Here is an 18,632-nt window from a genome sequence, read left to right on the forward strand (position 1 = left end):
TTCCGCGAGTGCAATTTATATAAGATAATTTTCTTTTTGAAAATTATTTTTGTGGTTTTTATCGGGATCTGCGACGCGGCTTCGTTGTAGCTGAGAAGGCGTACGCAGTGGTCGATGAAAATCACCGCGCCCTAGTTACCGCCTGGCTGAACCGTCAGGGCAATCTCAAAAATATCGTGGTCGGCCCCTTGCGTGATGCTTGGTATGGCTGGGGTTGATCGCAGCTAGCCAGCCTACCTCAATCGCCTCACATTAGCCTCCACCTGTGCTGCCATGTCCTTCACGGTGGATGGCCGTACCTTCGCGGCCTTGAGTGTTTTCGCAAAACCGCTGGCGACGTCTATATGCCGGTCCAGATGCGCTCGTGCCTTCTCAGCGGGAACGCCTGCTTTGCTAGCAAGGTCCAGCATATCCTTGCGTGTAATTGCCAGCGCCTCTCCCATCACGTCCATCTGATGATACCCACCCGGACCCGGTGAGTAAGTCAGGTCATACGCCGGTGATAATTTCCAGTGGCGCTCGCTATCGAGACGGAACGAAAAGTTCTTGGGATGGTCATCGCGGTTGTTGAAGACGACATTTCCGCCAAGCTTGGGCGAGATGTCAAAATATTCTGTCGCAGGAATATCCAGGCCGCAGTCCTGTGCCATCTCGGCATAGCAGTTCTCGATGATGCAGACCTCCTTATGCTCGCCTTGCGATTGGAACTTCACCAGCCAAGGCTGTCCGTTTGCGACGCCATGTGCTCCCATTTCTCCGGTGGCCGCGCAGTAGTCGACCAAGACTTTAGGGCGGGCGCCGTGCGGAGAGCCGCCCATCAAGACCAACTCTGCAAGAAGCTTGCTGTCCTTGCCGCTCATGACTTGTTGCGATTCCTGCGCGAGCTGAAGAAGGTCGACGTTATCGGCCGGGGCGGGCAGCGCTTGTGACGGCTCAAACGTCAGCGCGCCCATTGTGCGATGGCCCAGGAACGCCAACCGATCGAGAGGGGATACCTTGGCGGCCTCAATCCCGCTCTTGCGGCAGTAGCGATCCATCAGCAGCATCCCCCATCCGTCGGGCAGACTGTCTGCGATCAGGCCGGGCAAGCCATGCTGCGATTGGGGAAATTTGGAGAAAGCTGCAACTTGCAGCGGCAGCTTAAGGGGCGAAAGCTCCAGCTTTTGCTCCAGCGCTTGCGGGCTGTACTCAAACAAGAGCTCGCCGCTTCCGTGTGCCAGAGTCCCAAGAAGCCAACGCTCTGCCCAGCCCTCGTAATAGACATCGACGCGTTTCATGGCTTGGTCTTCATGGAGGGCTTGCGGATGCGCTGCGGTACCGGCGCCGTTTGCGCTTCCAGTTGCGCGATACTCTGAATCCGTAATACGAAGAGTGATTGCAACTGATCGACGATCCCCAATGCTGAGGCAACTCGCACCAGCGTCGTCATCGAGCCTTGGCCGTGGGATTCCAGTGCCAGTAGCGTGTTGCGCGAGATGCCCGAACGTGCCGCAAGCTCTGCTTGCTGTATGCCTTTGGCTTGCCGAGTCGCTTTCAGTCGTTCGCCTAGCGCGACGCACACCTCAGCTGGCGATGCTAAGTTAAAGTCCAGCATTTTGAGCGTTATCGGTATAAAGTGAATTTAGTGCTCACTATTTACGCACTAAGATCGTAATGCTCAAGCGGAAATGAATAAAAACGGCGACGGGCTGCGTAGCCGGTCGCCGCTTGCGAAAAATTTTTCTGCGTCAGTGCGCGGTGGCGCCGCGCACCAGCGCTGGCTTGCCGCCGTCTGGCTTGCCGCGATCGGCCGCTTGCTTGATCAGCAGCGCCATCGTGGATACCACCGCCGCCAGGGACACCACGGTGAACACATCGCTAAAGCCCATTTGCTGGCGCGACAATTCCGCCACCAGGAAGGAACCGGCGATGCCGCCGAAGCGACCGACGCCCAACATCCACGCCACGCCCGTGGCGCGGCAGCGGGTCGGGTAGTAGGCCGCCGCCAGCGCCGGCAGCGACGATTGCGCCGTGTTCATCAACGCACCGGCCACGAACACCACCACCGTCAGCACGCCGACATTGCCGGCCACCTGGCCGATGGCGTACACAGCGGCAGCCGTCAGCGCAAAGCCGGTGGCGATCACGCGATTGGCGTTGTAGCGGTCCATCAGCCAGCCGAACAGGATGGCGCCCACGCCGCCGAGCGGGAACAGGGCAGAAATCAGGGTGGCGGTTTTTGGTGCGAGGCCCGCATCCTTGAACAGCACCGGCATCCAGTTGACCAGCGCGTAGAAGATCACCAGGCCCATGAAGTAAGCCAGCCACAGCATGCAGGTGCCCACCAGATAGCGCGGCTGGAACAGCATGGCGATGCCGCTCTTGCCGTCGATGGCCGGACCTTGCTGGCGGCCCGTTTCGCTCAGGGTGAAGCTGGTCGCCGCAGCGGCCGAGGCGGCAATGCGGGCCAGCACGGCACGGATGCGCTCGGCCGGATAGGCTTTGGCCACCATGTGGCGTACCGATTCAGGCAAGGTGAAGAACATCACCACCAGCAACAGCAGCGGGGCGACGCCGCCCAGCATGAGCACGCTGCGCCAGCCCCAGATCGGGATCATCCACGCGGCCAGGAAACCACCCAGCGCCGCGCCTAGCGGGAAACCGCAGAACATGGCATTGGTCAGCGTGGAGCGGCGTGCGTCCGGACTGAATTCGCTGGTCAGGGTCACAGCATTTGGCATGGCTGCGCCCAGGCCCAGGCCGGTGATGAAGCGCAGCACGGTCAGTGCTTGCAGGCTGCTGGCCAGCGCCGAGGCGGCGCAGGCGCTGCCGAAGATGAAGATGGCCACCATCAGCACGATGCGGCGGCCGTAGCGGTCCGCCAGCGGGCCGGAGGTGAGGGCGCCGGCGGCCAGGCCGAACAGCGCGGCACTCAGTACCGGCGCCAGGTCCGGCTTGGCGATGCCCCAGTCCTTCATGAGGGAAGGGGCGATGAAGCCGATGGCTGCAGTGTCGAAGCCGTCCAGTAATACGATGAAAAAGCACAGGGCGAAAATCAGCCACTGGTAGCGCGAGAAGCGCTCACGGTTGATGAACTCCTGGACGTCCAGAGCTTGGGCTTGCATGTGAGTCTCCTGATGTAAATCTTATTCTCCCGAGTATAGTACACGATGTGCGATTAATGGATATAAGTTCGATAATCGCACAACTAATTTTGTAACGGCGAGTGTGTGCATTTCACCGGGAGAAGCAAGGCACCGGGCGACGGCAAGTGACGCGCAAAGCGCGCGTGCGTACGGAAACAACGCGCTGCGTTGCCGATGCTATTGGCCTCATACCCCAAAAAGGAAGGTTTAACGCCGGTACCGGCGTGGCCTTGGGCCTCGATGGCGTCACCGTCGAAATGGACGCAGCCATCATGGATACGCGCGGAAGGCTGAGCGCGGTAGCAGCGCTGCGCGCGGTAAAAAATCCGATCCTGGTCATGGCCGATGCCAGCGAGCGCATCTATTGCAGCGGTGGCGGCGAGCTCGGTGAAGGACTGTCGGTGGACATCGTCGACTGCGCGCTGACCCGGCTGGCGCCCGGCGGCCGACTGCTCATGTACACCTGTGTCGCCATCAATGGCGGGAACCACCCGTTTCGCGACCGGATCGGCGGCATGCTCAACGCTGCAGGGCTCATCTGGGATTACCACGAGCTCGACCCCGATGTGTTCGGAGGTGAACTGGGCAGCGAGAAGTACCAGCAGACTGAGCGTATTGCTGCGGTCGTGTTGTCCGCAGCAAGATGCCGGCGTGCTGTTGTCTAGCTGCCTCAGGCGCTGTGCCGCCTCGCCGGTTTAGATCTGGCGCAGGCCGCCGTCCACGAACAGCTCGGCGCCGGTGACGAAGCTGGCGCCGTCGGAGGCCAGGAACACTGCCGCTTTCGCGATCTCATCCGGATCACCGACCCGGCCCATCGGGATCTGCGACGCCAGATGGTCGAGGAAGCCTTGCTGCTGCCCCGCGTCGGTGCCGACCAGTTCCACCAGGCCCGGCGTCCTGATCGGGCCGGGGCTCAGCGTGTTGATGCGGATATCGCGGCCCTTCAGGTCCAGGATCCAGTTGCGGGCGAAGGCGCGCACCGCTGCCTTCGATGCCGAATACACACTGAACGCTTCCGTGCCGCTGCTGCCTGCGGTGGACCCGGTCAGGATCACAGACGCGCCCTTGCCCAGCAGCGGCAGCGCGGTCTGCACGGTGAGCAGCGTGCCTTTGACGTTGCGTGCGAAGGTGTCGTCGAAGTGCTCTTCGGTGATCTGCCCCAGCGGCAGCAGCGAGCCGCCGCCAGCATTGGCGACCAGCACGTCGAGCTTGCCGTGTTTGGCTTTGACGCGATCGAACAAGGCCTGCAGTTGGCCGATGTTGGTCGAATCGGCGCGCACGCCTTCGGCCGAGCCGGCGAGCGCATCCACTGCCATGTCCAGTTCGGCCTGGCGGCGGCCGGTGATGTAGACGTACGCGCCCTCGCGCACGAAACGTTGGGCGATAGCGAGGCCGATGCCGGTGGTGCCGCCGGTGATGACGGCGATTTTGTCTGCAAGTTTCATGATGCTCCTTCCGTAAATTATTGGGTGAGTGCAGTGTGCTCTCCTGCAAATCAAGTGATAAGACAGGCGGCACGCATATCAGTTATGCTTTGCTTGCATGAATTGATTTTTGATGGCGTGTAAATGGATAAATTGCTATGGATGCGCTGCTTCGTGCGGGCGATTGAGACGGGTAGCTTTTCGGCCGTGGCGCGCGAGCTGGGCATCGGCCAGCCCAACGTCAGCCGGCATATCGCTTCGCTCGAGAAGGCGCTCGACACGCGGCTGCTGCACCGCTCGACCCGGCAGCTGGTCGCGACACCCGAGGGCCAGCGCTATTACGCGCAAGCGCGCCAGGCGCTCGAGTTGATCGCCCAGGCCGACTCCGACGCGCGCGGCGAGCAAAAACCGCAAGGACTGCTCAGGGTAACGTGTGCGCCGACGCTGGGCACGGAGAAAATCATCCCCGCGCTGCCGGAGTTCCTGATGCGCTATCCGGAGGTCGAGATCGAGCTGCGGCTCAACGATGGCTATGTCGATCTGATTGCCGAGGGCATCGATGTGGCCGTTCGCGGCGGCGTGCTCAAGGACAGTTCGCTGCGCGCGCGCCGTGTCGGCATGTCCGAACGCATTTGTGTGGCGAGTGCGAAGTATCTGGAACAGCACGGCACGCCGGAGCGGCCGGCCGACCTCCTGCAGCATCAGTGCCTGATCTACACCCTGATGGCGGGCGGCGGCGGCTGGCCGTTCAAGGACGGCGCGGTGCATGTGCAGGGGCGCCTGCGCCTGAATAGCCTCGATGGCATCCGCGAGGCTGTCATGCAGGACATCGGCATCGGCTATCTGCCGTCATGGACGATCGCGGAGCAACTGCGCAGCGGCGCGCTGCGCGCGGTGCTGACCGATTATGCGGCCGCGCGTTCACCACTGAACGCAGTGTATGCGGCTGAGCGGCTGCTGCCGCAGCGCGCTGCCGTGTTCATCGATTTTATCAGTGCGCTGTTTGCCGCGACGCCCGGCCTCGATGGCCGTTCCATTCTGCGCACTCCCAGCGCTTAGTGAGCGGCGCAGGGAGGCGTCCCAGCCTGTGGCCGCCAACGGTGTTTAACCTGAAACGATATCGCATTTACTATTGGCCTGACCCTACAGGCATGAGGTGCGATGATATGAATGAGCTTTGCGACGTCAGTCTTTCCCGCCGTAACTTGTTGATTGCCGGCGCGCTGTCAGCGACCACAACGGCGGTGCCACTCACGGCGGAGGCGCAGCCGGCACAGGCAGCGACGCCGCCGGTGCCGGTCAAAGTCTCGCTCGTGGTCAACGGCAAACCGCAGCTGCTGGAGCTCGATACCCGCACCACGTTGCTGGATGCCTTGCGTGAACATCTGCGTCTCACCGGCACCAAGAAAGGCTGCGATCACGGCCAGTGCGGCGCTTGCACGGTGATGGTCAATGGCCGCCGCATCAACTCCTGCCTGACCCTCGCAGTGATGCACGAGGGCGACAAGATCACCACCATCGAAGGGCTGGGCACGCCGGACAAACTGCACCCCATGCAGGCCGCGTTCATCAAGCACGACGGCTACCAATGCGGCTACTGTACACCGGGGCAGATCTGTTCGGCGGTGGCGATGCTGGAAGAAATCAAGCAGGGCATACCAAGCCACGTCAGCACCGATCTCAACACCCAGCCGCTGCTGAACGCCGCCGAACTGCGCGAGCGCATGAGCGGCAACATCTGCCGCTGTGGCGCTTACTCCAACATCATCGACGCGATTACCGAAGTGGGAGGCCGCACATGAGAGCCTTCACTTATCAACGCGCGCAATCACCAGCCGAGGCCGCCGCTGCGGCAGCGCGCACGCCGGGAGCCCGGTTTATCGCCGGCGGCACCAATCTGCTGGACTTGATGAAGTTGGAGATTGAAACGCCGCAGCACCTGATCGACGTCAACGGCCTGGCGCTGGACAAGATCGACGCCATCGCTGGCGGCGGCTTGCGCATCGGCGCGCTGGTGCGCAACACCGACCTGGCCGCCGACCCGCGCGTGCGCCGCGACTACGCAGTGTTGTCGCGTGCCTTGCTGGCCGGCGCCTCCGCGCAGCTGCGCAACAAGGCCACCACCGCAGGCAATCTCCTGCAACGAACGCGCTGTCCGTACTTCTACGACACCAACCAGCCCTGCAACAAGCGTCAGCCCGGCAGTGGCTGCTCGGCCATCGGCGGCTACAGCCGCAACCACGCCATCCTTGGCGCCAGTGACAGCTGCATCGCCACGCATCCAAGCGATATGGCAGTTGCCATGAGCTTGCTGGACGCCAGCGTGGAAACCATCAGGCCGGACGGCGCCACACGCACCATTCCGATTGCCGACTTCCACCGCTTGCCTGGTAACACGCCGCACGTGGAAACCGCACTCACGCCCGGCGAACTGATTACCGCAGTCACGCTGCCCCGGCCGACCGGCGGCGTACACATCTACCGCAAGGTGCGCGACCGCGCCTCGTATGCGTTCGCCCTGATCTCGGTGGCGGCCATCGTGCTGCCGGACGGCAGTGGCCGCGTGGCCCTGGGCGGTGTGGCGCACAAGCCGTGGCGCATTCCGGCAGCCGATGCCAGCATGGCGCTCGGCGCGCAAGCGGTGGCGGGGCACTTGCTGGCCACCGCCAAACCCAGCGCTGAAAGCGCCTTCAAAGTGCCGCTGGTGCAGCGCACGCTGGCCTCGGTGCTGGCCGAAGCGAAGAAAGGCTGATCTGATGAAATTCACCACTCCCGCCACCACCAATCCCATCGATCAGCTGAAGGTCATCGGCCGCGCCACCGACCGTATCGACGGCCCCTATAAAACCACGGGCACGGCGACGTATGCCTACGAACACAACAAGGAAGCCGCCTACGGCTACGTGGTGGGCGCCGCGATCGCCAAGGGGCGCATCACGGCCATCGATGTGGACGCTGCCAGGCGTGCGCCGGGCGTGCTGGCCGTCGTTACGGCCGACAACGCCGGCAAGCTGACCAAGGGGAACTTCAACACCGCCAAGCTGCTGGCCGGTCCGCAAATTGAGCACTACCACCAGGCGATCGCGCTGGTGGTGGCGACCACCTTCGAGCAGGCACGTGCTGCCGCGCAACTGCTGCGCGTACAGTACAGCAAGCAGAACGGCGCGTACGATCTGGCGCGCGCCAAGGATGCGGCCAAGCCACACAAGGACAAGGAAAACCAGGACAAGAAAGTCGGCGACTTTGACGGCGCCTACGCCAGCGCGCCGGTGCGGCTGGACGCCAGCTACACCACACCTGACCAGTCGCACGCGATGATGGAGCCGCATGCCTCGCTGGCGGAATGGCAGGGCGACCAGCTCACGGTCTGGACCTCGAACCAGATGATCAACTGGGGCAAGGGCGACATGGCGAAAACGCTGGGCATCCCGGAGGACAAGGTGCGGCTGGTGTCGCCCTACATCGGCGGTGGCTTCGGCGGCAAACTGTTCCTGCGCGCCGAGGCCTTGCTGGCTGCGCTGGGCGCCAAAGCGGCGGGCCGTGCGGTAAAGGTCGCGCTGCAGCGTCCGCTGATGATCAACAACACCACGCATCGCCCGGCCACCATTCAGCGCATCCGCATCGGCGCCAGCCGCGAAGGCAAGATCAGCGCCATCGCGCACGAAAGCTGGTCCGGCGATCTACCGGACGGCAAGCCTGAAACGGCCGTGATGCAAACCCAGCTGCTGTACGCCGGCGCCAATCGCCTGACCAAAATGCGGCTGGCGGTCTTGGATCTGCCCGAGGGCAACGCCATGCGCGCGCCCGGCGAGGCGCCGGGCTTGATGGCGCTGGAAATCGCCATCGATGAAATGGCGGAAAAACTGAAGATGGACCCGATCACCTTCCGCATCATTAACGACACCACGGTGGACCCGGCCAAGCGCGACCGCAAGTTTTCGCAGCGCCGCTTTGTCGATTGCCTGCGCATGGGCGCGGAGCGCTTCGGCTGGGACAAGCGCAATCCGCAGCCGGGCAAAGTGCGTGATGGCCGCTGGCTGGTCGGCATCGGCATGGCGTCGGCGTTCCGCAACAACCTGGTGCAGAAGTCGGCGGCGCGTGTGCGGCTGGACCGCGAGGGCAGGGTGACGGTGGAAACCGACATGACCGATATCGGCACCGGCAGCTACACCATCATCGCGCAGACCGCTGCCGAGATGATGGGCGTACCGCTGACGCAGGTGACGGTCAAGCTCGGCGATTCGGACTTTCCCGTATCCGCCGGTTCGGGCGGGCAGTGGGGCGGCAACAGTTCGACGGCGGGTGTGTACGCGGCCTGCGTCAAGCTGCGCGAGCTGGCGGCGCAAAAGCTGGGGCTGGATCAGCGCGTGGCCGAGTTTTCCCACGGCTCGGTACGTGCGGACGGCCGCATCCTGCCGCTGGCGCAGGCCGCCGCCGACGGCGAGCTGGTTGCCGAGGATACGATGGAGTACGGCGATCTCGACAAGAAATTCCAGCAATCGACTTTTGGCGCGCACTTTGTCGAAGTGGCGGTGGACGCCTACACCGGCGAGACGCGCGTGCGCCGCATGCTGGCGGTGTGCGCGGCTGGCCGCATTCTCAATCCCAAATCTGCGCGCAGCCAGGTGATCGGCGCGATGACGATGGGTGTGGGCGCGGCCTTGATGGAGCATCTGGTGGTGGACCAGCGCGGCGGCTTTTTCGTCAACCACGACCTGGCCAGTTATGAAGTGCCGGTGCATGCCGACATTCCGCATCAGGAAGTGATTTTCCTCGACGAGACCGATCCGATCTCATCGCCGATGAAAGCCAAGGGCGTGGGCGAGCTCGGCATTTGCGGCGTGGGCGCGGCGGTGGCCAACGCCATCTACAACGCCACCGGCGTGCGGGTGCGCGACTACCCGATCACCTTGGACAAGCTGATCGGAAAATTTACTGCTTAACGAGCTCCACTCGCCGGTTTTTTTCGCGGCCGGCGTCGTTGTCGTTGGAGGCGACCGGGGAGTAGGAGGCGACGCCTTTGGCGCTGAGGCGCTTGGCGTCGACTTTGAATTCGCTGCTCAGGGCTTTGACCACGGCTTCCGCACGCCGTTGCGACAGGTCGAGGTTGTGCGCCAGTGCGCCCTGGTTGTCGGTGTGGCCGACGATGTAGACTTTGAGCTGCGGATTTTTCTGCATCAATTTGGCCATCTCTCCCAATGCGGCCTTGGATTCCGGCTTGACCTCGCTTTTGTCGGTATCGAAGTAGACGCCGTAGATTGCTACCTTGCCCTCGGCGGCGATGCCTTTTGCCATGTCGGCCGCGTTCAGGTTGGCGCTGACTTTGCCTTGTTCCATCGCCTTGCCTTCGACGATCTGCAGGTAGATGCCGCCGTTCTGGTCCTGCACCGGCGCGGTCGAATACACGGCCACATGCACTTGCATGCCGTTGGCGGTGACGCCTTGCGCCAGCAGATAGCGCCCGTCGTTACGGCCGTAGTTGAAGGGCGCCGCGTAGTCGCTGCTGCCTTGGATGAAGTTGTTGCCCAGTTGTTTGTCCAGGAACCAGGCGCCAAAGCCGTCGCCGCAACTCTCCTTGGCGCAGGCGAATAGCACTTTCAGCCCGGCCTTCTCCAGCGCCGCCTGATAGTTGCGCATCACCTCGAGCGCGGAACGCTCCTTCGGAAAGTTGTAGGCGATGCGCGTGTACTTGCCTTCCAGCGGAATGCTCTTCTCGAAGTTCTGGCCGGCCCGCTTACCCGCCGGCAGGGACACTTCATCGAACTCCTTGCGGTCGTAGCCGACCAGCCTGGCGCCTTCAAAGCGCGACAGCAAGGGGTGGTCTTTGGCGCCTTTCACGGTGTCCTGAGTCGGCATGTTAGCGGCTTGGGCCAGCGGCGCCAGGAGGGCGCACAGCAGCAAGGAGGTCATACGCATATGGAATTCCCGTTGAGTTTGCGACAACGGGATTTTGCAGAGATATGCGATGAGGCGGCGCTCGATTAGTTCATGCTCAGGCGCTTTTCCGGCGCCAAGCGGTGATGCTCAGGGAGAGCGCGGAGACCAGGAAGTAAAATCCGCCGAAGCCTGCGTAGCCGGCGACAGTGGCGATCGACGGCACGGCTGGCGCCTGCGCCTGGAACACGAAGACGGCGCCGGCCAGGGCGGACTGCCCGCCACTGAGCATCATCGCCCATTGCGCGCCGTATTGTTTGCGGCGGCGCAGCCCTGCCGCCAGTTGCAGCAGCCCGGACAGGATGGCCCAGAAGCCGAACACGCCCAGTACGTGGTGCATGTCGGGCAGCGACAGGTACACGGCCGACGCGATCGCCAGGCTGACAAGGACGTTGATCGCTTGCGGGCGGTTGCTGGCCAAGCCGCCGCTACGCCGGGCGTCCACCAGGTTGGCTAGCGCATCCCACAGGGGATAAGCCACTAACAGCAGGGCGGCAATACCTGCCGAGTGCGCAGCCACGCTCACGGCAGCAGCCAGCCAGGCGAAGGAAAAGGCGGCGCGGACGAAGTAGTATTTCTTCAGCCAGCTTTCATTGTTTGAGGTTTGCATGATGGTGCCTTTAAGTATTCTACCTACTAATTGGTAGGTTGTTGGGTTAAAAAAACTCAGCTTTTCGCCGAGAAGCGTTCGAGTTGCGGCGCCATGATGACGCCAAAGATGTCGGGATCGCCATACGCGCGCGCCGACAGCATGCCGCCGTGCACGGTTGCCATGAATGCTTCCGCTTCCACGCGCGGCGTCTGGCGCAGTGCGATCACGCCTTGCTGCACGCCGCGCTCCAGCACGCCGGTCAGCCATCCCGACAGGAAGCGGAAATGGGCGCGGATTTCCTGTGCCACTTCCGCCGGCAGGGCGGGGAGTTCGCTTGCCAGCATGGCGCAGACGCAGAACGGCGCGCTGGCATCGCGGATGCACGTGGTCCAGTACTGGACGTAGGCGCGCAGTTGTTCAAGCGGGTCGGCGATGTGATGCTCCAGCTTGCCAACGCCTTGCTCGGCCGCTTCGCGGTAGCGGCTTAACAACACGGTGGCCAGGTCGACCTTGCTCGGGAAGTGATGGTGGATGCTGGCCTTGCGAATGCCGACCACGTCCGCAATATCGGCGTAGCTGAAGCCGTTATAGCCGCCAGCAATAATGAGCTGTTGCGCACAGGTCAGGATGTCTTCAGCAGTGGTCGAGGATTTTGCCATGTGCGCAGCCTACCTTCTAGTAGGTTTGGGGTCAAGCATTTTCTGCGGAGGGCGGTCACGGTATGATGTAGCTTCAATATTTTGTGAGGAAATCATGGCTGCTAACGATTGGGATTGGAATCCGGAAAAACAAAAAAGCATCGTCGTACAACAAGTCGACGCGATTGCGATCTATACCAATGTGCGCGGCGAGATAGTGATTCGCCAGCAGGGCTTCGGCGGCGAGGAGGATGCGATCGTGGCGTTCCCGCGCGCTTACGCTGAGACCATTATTGCCGCGCTCACGGCCGAGGCTGGCAAATCCTGATCAATCAGGTCGGCGACATTGCCGGCGTGTTAGTGCTATCCTTTAGGTACGCTCTGGACAAGGAGGATATATGCCTGCTTCTCATGACACCTACACGCGCCGGCAAGGGTTGAAGCAAACCTATGACGTGGAGTACACGGCCCTGCGCTACAAGATTTCCCTCGGTAATAAAGTGCTCAAGGATATAGAGCTAGGCCTGCAGTCGACGCCGGTGCTGGATCCGGAGGTTGCGTGGCGTCACGCGATCGCCGACATCGAAAACCTGCGCGGCATGACTGAGCAATAGCCCGGCGTTATCGTCCAGGCGCGGACGGCGGCGTTGCTGCGGCTGGCGGCTGGGCGTAAATGACGATCGGCGCGCTGCTCCTGGGCGGGGTTTGCGACAGCAGGAAGGATACCGTCGAGATCGTCAGGGCCGAGCTGGTAAATAAGGCGCCGACGACCCACTTGATGATCTCGGTCTGGCTCTTGGCGATCTCGTTCGCGATTTTGTGCAGCTGTGCTTCATTTTGGGCGAGCTTCACACTGACCTCGTCACGCGTCGATTGCGTTTCAGACCTGATAAGTTGCTCAAGCCTTTCAAAGCCGCCCGACATGGCGAGTTGATACGCGCGCATTTCACCGTTCACGGTTTCCAGGCGCGCATCAATATAGTCTTTGGTGGTTGGCGTATCCATTGAATCATTGTGCGCCGCTGGCGGGCGCTGTCAATGAGATTCATCCACGTGCGGCTTGTGCTGCGAACCACGGCTTCATGCGCTTGATCGCCTCGGCGATTTCCGGCGTGGAGACCGCAAAGCTGAAGCGGATGAAGTGCTTGCCGTCGACCGGATCGAAGTCGATGCCGGGCGCACTCGCTATGCCCGTATCTTCCAGCAGGCGTTTGCAGAAGGCCAGGCTGTCGTCGGTCAAATGCGCGATGCTGGCGTAGATGTAGAACGCGCCATCGGGCGGCGCCACCGTGGTCAGTCCCAGCTCCGGCAAAGCGGCCAGCAGCAGGCGGCGATTTTCGCGGTACACATCGATGTGGCTTTCCAGTTCATCCAACGCATCGAACGCGGCCAGGCCGGCGTGCTGGCTCAGCGATGGCGCGGTCAGGAACAGGTTGCCGCAGTAAGCTTGCGCGCGCTCGATGTGTTCCGGCGGTGTCAGCAGCCAGCCCAGTCGCCATCCGGCCATGCTGAAATATTTCGAGAAGCTGCTCACCACCAGCGCCTGCGGTTCGTGGGCGAGGATGGTGTGCGCCGGCTCGACGTAGCTCAGGCCGTGATAAATCTCGTCCGAGATGATCCGGATGCCGCGCGCGCGGCACACGGCCACGATGGCCTGCAGTTCGTCGGCCTTGATCAGCGTGCCGGTCGGATTGGCCGGGCTGGCGATGATGACGCCTTGCGGCGCCGGCTCCACCGCAGCCAGTGCGGCGGCCGTCAGCTGGAAGCCCACCGCCGCACCGCAGGCGATTTCCACCGGTTCCATGTGCAGCGCCTTCAGCGTGTTGCGATAGGCCACATAGCCGGGCCGCGCCATCGCGATGCGGTCGCCCGGCGAGAACATCGAACTCAATGCCAGCACCAGCGCCGGCGACGCGCCGCAGGTCAGCACGAACTGGTCGGCCGATACTGTCACGCCGTAGCGCTCCTGGTAGAACTGCGCCAGCCGTTGTTTCAGCGGCGCGCTTTCCCAGTAGCCCATGCTTTCCGCATCGAGCACTTCATGGGCCTTGGCGATGGCGGGCGCCGGCGCGCCGGTCGACGGCTGGCCGAACTCCATGTGGATGATTGATCGTCCCTGGGCTTTCAGGGCGTGGGCCAGCTTGCTGATGGCGATGGCGTGGAAGGGTTCGAGTTGCGCATTCATCCTTGGATTATACTGTTGCCTGTAACATAAAAAAAGCAAAGGTGTGCGGGTATGACGATACGATGGAAGCGGTGGGCGATAGGCGCGGCAAGCGCGGTCGGTGTGTACGCGGTGGCGGGATTTTGGCTGCTGCCGAGTGTCATCAAGAGTCAGCTTCCCAAGTACGCCGAGACTGAACTGGAGCGCAAGGCCAGCATCGGCCAACTGCGCTTCAATCCGTTCACGCTGCGGCTGGAGGCGCAGGATGTGCGCCTGACCGAAGCCAACGACGCGCCGCTGTTCGCGGTCGGCGCGCTGGCGGTGGAGCTGCAGTGGCGCTCGCTGTTCCGCCGCGCGTGGAGCCTGGCCGAGATCCGCATCACCGAGCCGGCGCTCGAGCTGGCGATTGCCAAGGATGGCAAGTTCAATATCGCCGAGTTCCTCGCCACGCTGGAAAAGCACAAGAAGGATGAGCCGGATTCGCCCATGCCGCGCCTGGTCATCGAACACTTTGCGCTGGATGGCGGCAAGGTGGCGATGCATGACCAGCATGCGGGCTACAACGATACGTTCACGCCGATCACCTTTGCGCTGAATAACCTGAGCACGCTGCCGGATGAGAACGGCGACTACACGCTTAGCGCGGATGCGGGGCTTGGCGGCAAGCTGCGCTGGAAGGGCGTGGCGTCGGTGAATCCGATCGGTGGCAGCGGTGTGCTGACCCTGGAGAATGTGTCCTTGCCGGGCGTGGCAGCGTATCTCAAATCGTTTTCGCGCATTGTGGTGGCGGATGGGAAGTTGTCGGCACAGCTGCCGTACAAGTTCGGCTATCACGATGGCAAGCTGGATGCGAGTCTGGCAGGTGCCAGCATGAGCCTGAATGCGTTGTCGCTGAAGCGCGGTATCGATGCGCCGTTCGTGAAGTTGAAGCAGTTGGCTGTCAGCGATGTGGGCGTGGATTTGCTGAAGCGCTCGGTGCAGATTGGCGGCTTGCAATTGAACGGCGGCGCGCTGGCGGTGCGGCGCGGTGCGCGCGGCGAGCTGGATGTGGCGGGCTTGATGCTGCCTGCGCCAGCGGCCGCTGCGCCGGTCAAGCCGGCTGCGCCAGCGGCCAAGGAGACCAGCTGGAGGGTGGGCTTCAAGCAGATCGGCCTGGATGCGGTGGCGCTCACGTATGTCGATGAGACGGTGAGCCCGGTACTCAAGGTGACTGCTGAAAACGCCAAGCTCAAGCTGGGCTTGCAGATGGATGGCGATAAGCTGTCTATCGATGGCGCTGGCTTTGCAATGGAGAACGTGGCGATGAGCAGCGGTGCACTGGCGCCGCTCAAGTTGTCGCGGATTGGCTTTGATGAGGCCTCGCTCGATCTGGCGGCGCGCAAGGCCAGCGTGGGGCGCTTGTATGCGGACGGCGGCCAGCTCGATTTGTCGCGCGATGCGAAAGGGCAGTTCCTGTTCCTCGCCGCGTTGCCGGGCAGCGGTGCGCAAGCCCCGCGCGCGCCAAGCGCTCCGGCTGCGTTGCCGGCCAACGCGCCCGCGCCGTGGACTGCAAGCGTCAAGTCGGTCGAGCTGAACAAATTTGGCGCGCGGTTTGATGATGCCAGCACCGGCATCAAGGTCAATCTGCAAGACTTCAATTTGAAGGTCCGCGACGCGGGCACGGATCTCAAGAAGCCGTTGGCGTTTGATGGTAGCGTTGCGTTGCGTGAAGGTGGTCAGCTGACGGCCAAAGGGCAGGTGGTGCCGTCCACCGGCGCCGTGGATACTGAACTCAATCTCACCAAGCTGGCGCTGACGCCGGTGGCGCCGCTGCTGGGCAAGTACGTCAAGCTGAAGCTGGCCGAAGGCGTGGTCAACGCGCAAGGCCGATTGCGTACCGGAGCAGGTGGCAGCAAGGCCGATCCGGCGCTGCGCTATGACGGCGCGTTTGAAGTCGCCAACCTCTCGCTCAACGAACTGGACAATGACCGCTTCGCCCACTGGAAGACCGTACGTGCCGACAAGCTGGCACTCAGCCTCAAGCCCGACTTGCTGGACGTGGCCGAACTGCGCATTGTCGAACCGAACGCCATCCTGATTATCGAGAACGACCGCAGCTTCAACGCCCAGCGCTTGCTGGTGGAGCAGCCTGCGCCGGCCCAGCCTGCGCAGTCATCGCCGCAAGCCGCCGCCAGCGAGCCGTTCCCGGTCCGCATGCGTCGGGTGCGCGTGCAGAACGCCAAGCTGGACTTCACCGACCTCAGCCTGCGCCCGCAATTCGCGGCCAAGATTTATGAGCTGAACGGTGTGGTCACCGGCCTGTCGTCCAAGCGCGATGCGCGCAGCCAGATCGAACTCGATGGCCGCGTCGACGAGTACGGCATGGCGCGCGTGCGCGGCCAGATGAATCCATTTGTGCTGGCCGATAACACGGACCTGAACGTGGTGTTCAAGAACGTTGACATGGTGTCGGCCTCGCCGTACAGCATGAAGTTCGCCGGCTACAAAATCGCCGAGGGCAAGATTTCGCTGGACCTGCAGTACAAGGTGCGCAACAGCCAGCTGGAGGGCAACAACCAGGTCATCCTCGACAACCTCACGCTGGGCGAACGCATCGACAGCCCGGACGCGCTCAAGCTGCCGCTGGAACTGGCCCTGGCCATCCTCAAGGACAGCAACGGCCGCATCGACCTTGGCATCCCGGTGGCCGGCAATCTGAACGATCCTGAGTTCAGCTACGGCGCGGTGGTGTGGAAGGCGCTGGGCAACATCATGACCAAGATCGTGACCTCGCCGTTCCGCATGCTGGGCAGCCTGTTTGGTGTCAGCGGCGACAAGCTGGAGTCCGTGGAGTTCGACGCCGGCAGCGAAGTGGTGCTGCCGCCGGAGCGCGAAAAACTGCAGCACGTGGCCCAGATCCTGACCAAGAAACCGGACCTCAAGCTGACCGTACCGGGCGCGTACAGCGAAGCCGCCGATGCCGCAGCCCTGCGCGCGCAAGCCCTGCGCCGCGCCGTGCTGGCACGCGCCGAGATCAAGCTGGGAGCCGACGAGCAGCCCGGTCCGCTGGACATCGGCCAGCGCAAAGTGCGCGGCGCGTTGCGCGACCTGTACGCAGAACGCTTCGGTGCGCCAGAGCTCGACAAGCAGAAGAAGGCCGCCGAAAGCGCCGCCGGCAAGGAAGAGGGCGCCGCACCGAAGAAGCTGCCGGTGCTGCAGCGCCTCGGCAAGCTGGTGCAAGGCGAACCGCAAGTTGCCGACGCCACCGAGTTCTACGACAAGCTGCAGGAGCGCCTCGAACAAAACCAGCCGCTGGCCAAGGACGCCTTGCCGCAACTGGGCGCACGCCGCGCGGCGGCAGTGCTGGCGGTGTTGAAGGAAGCCGGCGCCAGCGCCGCTGCGGTCAAGTCCGCCGCGCCGGCCAGCACGGATGGCGATGCAGGCAAGCCGGTCGCGCTGAAACTGGAATTGTCGGCGAAATAAAATGGCTGAAGAAAAACCGCAAGCGCCCGGCAATCCGTGGGTGGCCGGGCTGGCGTTGCTGTGCAGCCAGCTGTCGCTGAACGTGGGCGCCGCCATCGCCAAGCACCTGTTCCCCAAGATCGGTGTGGAGGGCGTGACCGCCTATCGCGTCGGCATTTCGGCGCTGGTGATGCTGCTGATGTTCCGCCCGTGGCGCACGCCACTGACCATGAAGCAAGCCGTCAACGTCGCCATCTACGGCTCGGTGATCGGCCTGATGAACTTGCTGATCTATCGTTCCTTCAGCCGCATCCCGATGGGCATCGCGGTAGCGATTGAAGTGGCCGGGCCGCTGACGGTGGCGGTGCTGGCGTCGCATCGTCCGCGCGATTTTGTCGCGGTGTGCCTGGCGGTGGCAGGCTTGTATTTCCTGCTGCCGATCCACGGCCAGGTCGACCAACTCGATCCGGTGGGCGTGGCCTATGCGGCCGGTGCTGCGGTGTGCTGGGCCTTGTACATTGTCTATGGCAAGCGCGTGTCGGCCATGTCGGGCGGGCAGTCGGTGGCGTGGGGCATGTTGGCGGCGTCGCTGTTCATCGTGCCGATCGGCGTCTACCATGCGGGCGCGCAGTTGCTGACGCCGACTTTCCTGCTGATCGGCACTGCGATCGCGGTGATGTCGAGCGCGTTACCGTACACGCTGGAGATCTTCTCGATGCGTACGCTGTCGTCGCGTACCTTCAGCATGTTCAGCAGCGCCGCGCCGGCGTTGAGCGCGCTGGCCGGCATGGTGGTGCTGGGCGAGCACCTGACGCTCACCCAATGGCTGGCCATCGCCGCCATCGTCACCGCCTCGGCGCTGACCTCGCTGCGCTGAGTTATTGATTTTGTAAGCAGATCGTGGCAGCATAGCCGCTTGCTCAAGGAGATGTCATGCATATTGAACGCGCCCAACAACCTATCGCCGCCGCCGCCGTTACGCTGGTGCTGCTGATCGTTAGCATCGCGTCGTTCCTGCCGCCGCTGTTTGAAAAGTACACCAGCCAGTCAGTGCTGTTTATTATCGCTGCGGGCATCAGCACCTGTGTTTGTCTGGTGCTGCACTTTGTGTTCATCGGCATCGCCGCCAAGCGATTGGGGCGCGCGCCCTTGCTGTGGGTGTTGCTGGCGCTGTTCACGTTTCCTATCGGCTCCATCATCGGCCTGATTTTGTTCGAGTGGTTCAGCCAGGAGCAAAAACAAGCTAGCGCGTAAAACGCTAGACAGACATGAACGGGATCGTCTAGTATCGATCCCGATGCACTCAGCATCGAC

The 18,632-nt window shown here is 62.8% G+C and carries 20 protein-coding genes; 11 read left to right on the forward strand and 9 right to left on the reverse strand.

The window, feature by feature from the left end; genetic code table 11:
• Positions 1–68 precede the first annotated feature (68 nt).
• Positions 69–218 carry a 50S ribosome-binding protein YggL gene (locus BMZ70_RS29260; RefSeq protein WP_092268678.1) on the forward strand — a complete coding sequence of 50 codons (150 nt, stop codon included), beginning with the start codon at positions 69–71 and terminating at the stop codon, positions 216–218.
• Positions 219–233: 15 nt separating this feature from the next.
• Here BMZ70_RS29260 and BMZ70_RS00580 read toward each other — a convergent pair whose 3' ends face one another.
• The 3 genes from BMZ70_RS00580 to BMZ70_RS00590 form a co-directional block, all read right to left on the reverse strand.
• The gene (locus tag BMZ70_RS00580; RefSeq protein WP_092268680.1) at positions 234–1,277 is read right to left on the reverse strand and encodes a type II toxin-antitoxin system HipA family toxin; all 1,044 of its coding nucleotides are present in this window, start codon (positions 1,275–1,277) and stop codon (positions 234–236) included.
• A complete protein-coding gene (locus BMZ70_RS00585; RefSeq protein WP_229205232.1) occupies positions 1,274–1,594 on the reverse strand; it encodes a helix-turn-helix domain-containing protein in 321 nt (106 codons plus the stop codon). The genes BMZ70_RS00580 and BMZ70_RS00585 overlap by 4 nt, the downstream gene beginning before the upstream one ends.
• A gap of 133 nt (positions 1,595–1,727) precedes the next feature.
• Complete coding sequence (locus BMZ70_RS00590) at positions 1,728–3,104, reverse strand: MFS transporter (RefSeq protein ID WP_092268682.1); 1,377 nt, start codon at positions 3,102–3,104, stop codon at positions 1,728–1,730.
• A 146-nt stretch (positions 3,105–3,250) separates the two neighbouring features.
• Between BMZ70_RS00590 and BMZ70_RS00595 the strand changes: the two genes are divergently transcribed.
• Complete coding sequence (locus BMZ70_RS00595; protein WP_165403549.1) at positions 3,251–3,790, forward strand: isoaspartyl peptidase/L-asparaginase; 540 nt, start codon at positions 3,251–3,253, stop codon at positions 3,788–3,790.
• Between the two features lie 30 nt (positions 3,791–3,820).
• Here the strand turns inward: BMZ70_RS00595 and BMZ70_RS00600 are convergent, their stop codons facing one another.
• Complete coding sequence (locus tag BMZ70_RS00600; protein ID WP_092268685.1) at positions 3,821–4,570, reverse strand: SDR family NAD(P)-dependent oxidoreductase; 750 nt, start codon at positions 4,568–4,570, stop codon at positions 3,821–3,823.
• A 123-nt stretch (positions 4,571–4,693) separates the two neighbouring features.
• Here BMZ70_RS00600 and BMZ70_RS00605 point away from each other — a divergent pair, with 123 nt between their 5' ends.
• The 4 genes from BMZ70_RS00605 to paoC all read left to right on the forward strand — a co-directional run bounded on the left by BMZ70_RS00605 (position 4,694) and on the right by paoC (position 9,492).
• A complete protein-coding gene (locus BMZ70_RS00605) occupies positions 4,694–5,608 on the forward strand; it encodes a LysR family transcriptional regulator (protein ID WP_092268687.1) in 915 nt (304 codons plus the stop codon).
• 107 nt (positions 5,609–5,715) lie between these two features.
• On the forward strand, positions 5,716–6,351 hold the full coding sequence (gene paoA / locus BMZ70_RS00610) for an aldehyde dehydrogenase iron-sulfur subunit PaoA (protein WP_092268689.1): 636 nt from the start codon (positions 5,716–5,718) through the stop codon (positions 6,349–6,351).
• Positions 6,348–7,301 (forward strand): FAD binding domain-containing protein, encoded by a 954-nt coding sequence (locus tag BMZ70_RS00615; protein ID WP_092268691.1) that lies wholly within the window; start codon positions 6,348–6,350, stop codon positions 7,299–7,301. Before paoA ends, BMZ70_RS00615 begins: the two co-directional genes overlap by 4 nt.
• A gap of 4 nt (positions 7,302–7,305) precedes the next feature.
• Positions 7,306–9,492, forward strand: coding sequence for an aldehyde oxidoreductase molybdenum-binding subunit PaoC (gene paoC / locus BMZ70_RS00620; RefSeq protein WP_092268693.1), 2,187 nt, complete (start codon positions 7,306–7,308; stop codon positions 9,490–9,492).
• On the opposite strand, the gene BMZ70_RS00625 is transcribed toward paoC, so the two are convergent.
• From BMZ70_RS00625 to BMZ70_RS00635, 3 genes are all read right to left on the reverse strand, one after another.
• On the reverse strand, positions 9,482–10,465 hold the full coding sequence (locus BMZ70_RS00625) for an OmpA family protein (RefSeq protein ID WP_229205233.1): 984 nt from the start codon (positions 10,463–10,465) through the stop codon (positions 9,482–9,484). The genes paoC and BMZ70_RS00625 overlap by 11 nt on opposite strands.
• 76 nt (positions 10,466–10,541) lie before the next feature.
• Positions 10,542–11,093 carry a DUF308 domain-containing protein gene (locus BMZ70_RS00630; RefSeq protein WP_092268695.1) on the reverse strand — a complete coding sequence of 184 codons (552 nt, stop codon included), beginning with the start codon at positions 11,091–11,093 and terminating at the stop codon, positions 10,542–10,544.
• A 56-nt stretch (positions 11,094–11,149) separates the two neighbouring features.
• The gene (locus tag BMZ70_RS00635) at positions 11,150–11,734 is read right to left on the reverse strand and encodes a TetR/AcrR family transcriptional regulator (protein ID WP_092268697.1); all 585 of its coding nucleotides are present in this window, start codon (positions 11,732–11,734) and stop codon (positions 11,150–11,152) included.
• A gap of 94 nt (positions 11,735–11,828) precedes the next feature.
• Here BMZ70_RS00635 and BMZ70_RS00640 point away from each other — a divergent pair, with 94 nt between their 5' ends.
• Positions 11,829–12,041, forward strand: a complete 213-nt coding sequence (locus BMZ70_RS00640; protein WP_092268699.1) for a hypothetical protein — start codon at positions 11,829–11,831, stop codon at positions 12,039–12,041.
• 70 nt (positions 12,042–12,111) lie between these two features.
• A complete protein-coding gene (locus tag BMZ70_RS27830) occupies positions 12,112–12,327 on the forward strand; it encodes a hypothetical protein (RefSeq protein ID WP_130300960.1) in 216 nt (71 codons plus the stop codon).
• A 7-nt stretch (positions 12,328–12,334) separates the two neighbouring features.
• Here BMZ70_RS27830 and BMZ70_RS00645 read toward each other — a convergent pair whose 3' ends face one another.
• Positions 12,335–12,718 (reverse strand): hypothetical protein, encoded by a 384-nt coding sequence (locus tag BMZ70_RS00645; protein ID WP_092268701.1) that lies wholly within the window; start codon positions 12,716–12,718, stop codon positions 12,335–12,337.
• Between the two features lie 40 nt (positions 12,719–12,758).
• A complete protein-coding gene (locus tag BMZ70_RS00650; RefSeq protein WP_092268703.1) occupies positions 12,759–13,898 on the reverse strand; it encodes a pyridoxal phosphate-dependent aminotransferase in 1,140 nt (379 codons plus the stop codon).
• Positions 13,899–13,949: 51 nt separating this feature from the next.
• Between BMZ70_RS00650 and BMZ70_RS00655 the strand changes: the two genes are divergently transcribed.
• Genes BMZ70_RS00655 through BMZ70_RS00665 form a run of 3 tightly spaced genes read left to right on the forward strand, consistent with a single transcriptional unit; the run spans position 13,950 to position 18,572 of the window.
• The gene (locus BMZ70_RS00655) at positions 13,950–17,339 is read left to right on the forward strand and encodes a DUF748 domain-containing protein (protein ID WP_092268705.1); all 3,390 of its coding nucleotides are present in this window, start codon (positions 13,950–13,952) and stop codon (positions 17,337–17,339) included.
• A 1-nt stretch (position 17,340) separates the two neighbouring features.
• Positions 17,341–18,195, forward strand: coding sequence for an EamA family transporter (locus BMZ70_RS00660; protein WP_092268707.1), 855 nt, complete (start codon positions 17,341–17,343; stop codon positions 18,193–18,195).
• 56 nt (positions 18,196–18,251) lie between these two features.
• A complete protein-coding gene (locus tag BMZ70_RS00665; RefSeq protein ID WP_092268709.1) occupies positions 18,252–18,572 on the forward strand; it encodes a hypothetical protein in 321 nt (106 codons plus the stop codon).
• The last annotated feature ends 60 nt before the right edge of the window (positions 18,573–18,632 follow it).

This window comes from Duganella sp. CF402, assembly GCF_900109645.1.
GTDB lineage: Bacteria > Pseudomonadota > Gammaproteobacteria > Burkholderiales > Burkholderiaceae_D > Rugamonas.

Bases quoted from the DNA above. Each gene is read 5' to 3' on its own strand.
- BMZ70_RS00640 (WP_092268699.1), top strand. From the start codon at position 11,829: ATGGCTGCTAACGATTGGGATTGGAATCCGGAAAAACAAAAAAGCATC.
- BMZ70_RS00630 (WP_092268695.1), bottom strand. From the start codon at position 11,093: ATGCAAACCTCAAACAATGAAAGCTGGCTGAAGAAATACTACTTCGTC.
- BMZ70_RS00650 (WP_092268703.1), bottom strand. From the start codon at position 13,898: ATGAATGCGCAACTCGAACCCTTCCACGCCATCGCCATCAGCAAGCTG.
- BMZ70_RS27830 (WP_130300960.1), top strand. From the start codon at position 12,112: ATGCCTGCTTCTCATGACACCTACACGCGCCGGCAAGGGTTGAAGCAA.
- BMZ70_RS00635 (WP_092268697.1), bottom strand. From the start codon at position 11,734: ATGGCAAAATCCTCGACCACTGCTGAAGACATCCTGACCTGTGCGCAA.
- BMZ70_RS00665 (WP_092268709.1), top strand. From the start codon at position 18,252: ATGCATATTGAACGCGCCCAACAACCTATCGCCGCCGCCGCCGTTACG.
- BMZ70_RS00605 (WP_092268687.1), top strand. From the start codon at position 4,694: ATGGATAAATTGCTATGGATGCGCTGCTTCGTGCGGGCGATTGAGACG.
- paoA (WP_092268689.1), top strand. From the start codon at position 5,716: ATGAATGAGCTTTGCGACGTCAGTCTTTCCCGCCGTAACTTGTTGATT.
- BMZ70_RS00655 (WP_092268705.1), top strand. From the start codon at position 13,950: ATGACGATACGATGGAAGCGGTGGGCGATAGGCGCGGCAAGCGCGGTC.
- paoC (WP_092268693.1), top strand. From the start codon at position 7,306: ATGAAATTCACCACTCCCGCCACCACCAATCCCATCGATCAGCTGAAG.
- BMZ70_RS00585 (WP_229205232.1), bottom strand. From the start codon at position 1,594: ATGCTGGACTTTAACTTAGCATCGCCAGCTGAGGTGTGCGTCGCGCTA.
- BMZ70_RS00660 (WP_092268707.1), top strand. From the start codon at position 17,341: ATGGCTGAAGAAAAACCGCAAGCGCCCGGCAATCCGTGGGTGGCCGGG.
- BMZ70_RS00580 (WP_092268680.1), bottom strand. From the start codon at position 1,277: ATGAAACGCGTCGATGTCTATTACGAGGGCTGGGCAGAGCGTTGGCTT.
- BMZ70_RS00625 (WP_229205233.1), bottom strand. From the start codon at position 10,465: ATGCGTATGACCTCCTTGCTGCTGTGCGCCCTCCTGGCGCCGCTGGCC.
- BMZ70_RS00600 (WP_092268685.1), bottom strand. From the start codon at position 4,570: ATGAAACTTGCAGACAAAATCGCCGTCATCACCGGCGGCACCACCGGC.
- BMZ70_RS00590 (WP_092268682.1), bottom strand. From the start codon at position 3,104: ATGCAAGCCCAAGCTCTGGACGTCCAGGAGTTCATCAACCGTGAGCGC.
- BMZ70_RS00645 (WP_092268701.1), bottom strand. From the start codon at position 12,718: ATGGATACGCCAACCACCAAAGACTATATTGATGCGCGCCTGGAAACC.
- BMZ70_RS00615 (WP_092268691.1), top strand. From the start codon at position 6,348: ATGAGAGCCTTCACTTATCAACGCGCGCAATCACCAGCCGAGGCCGCC.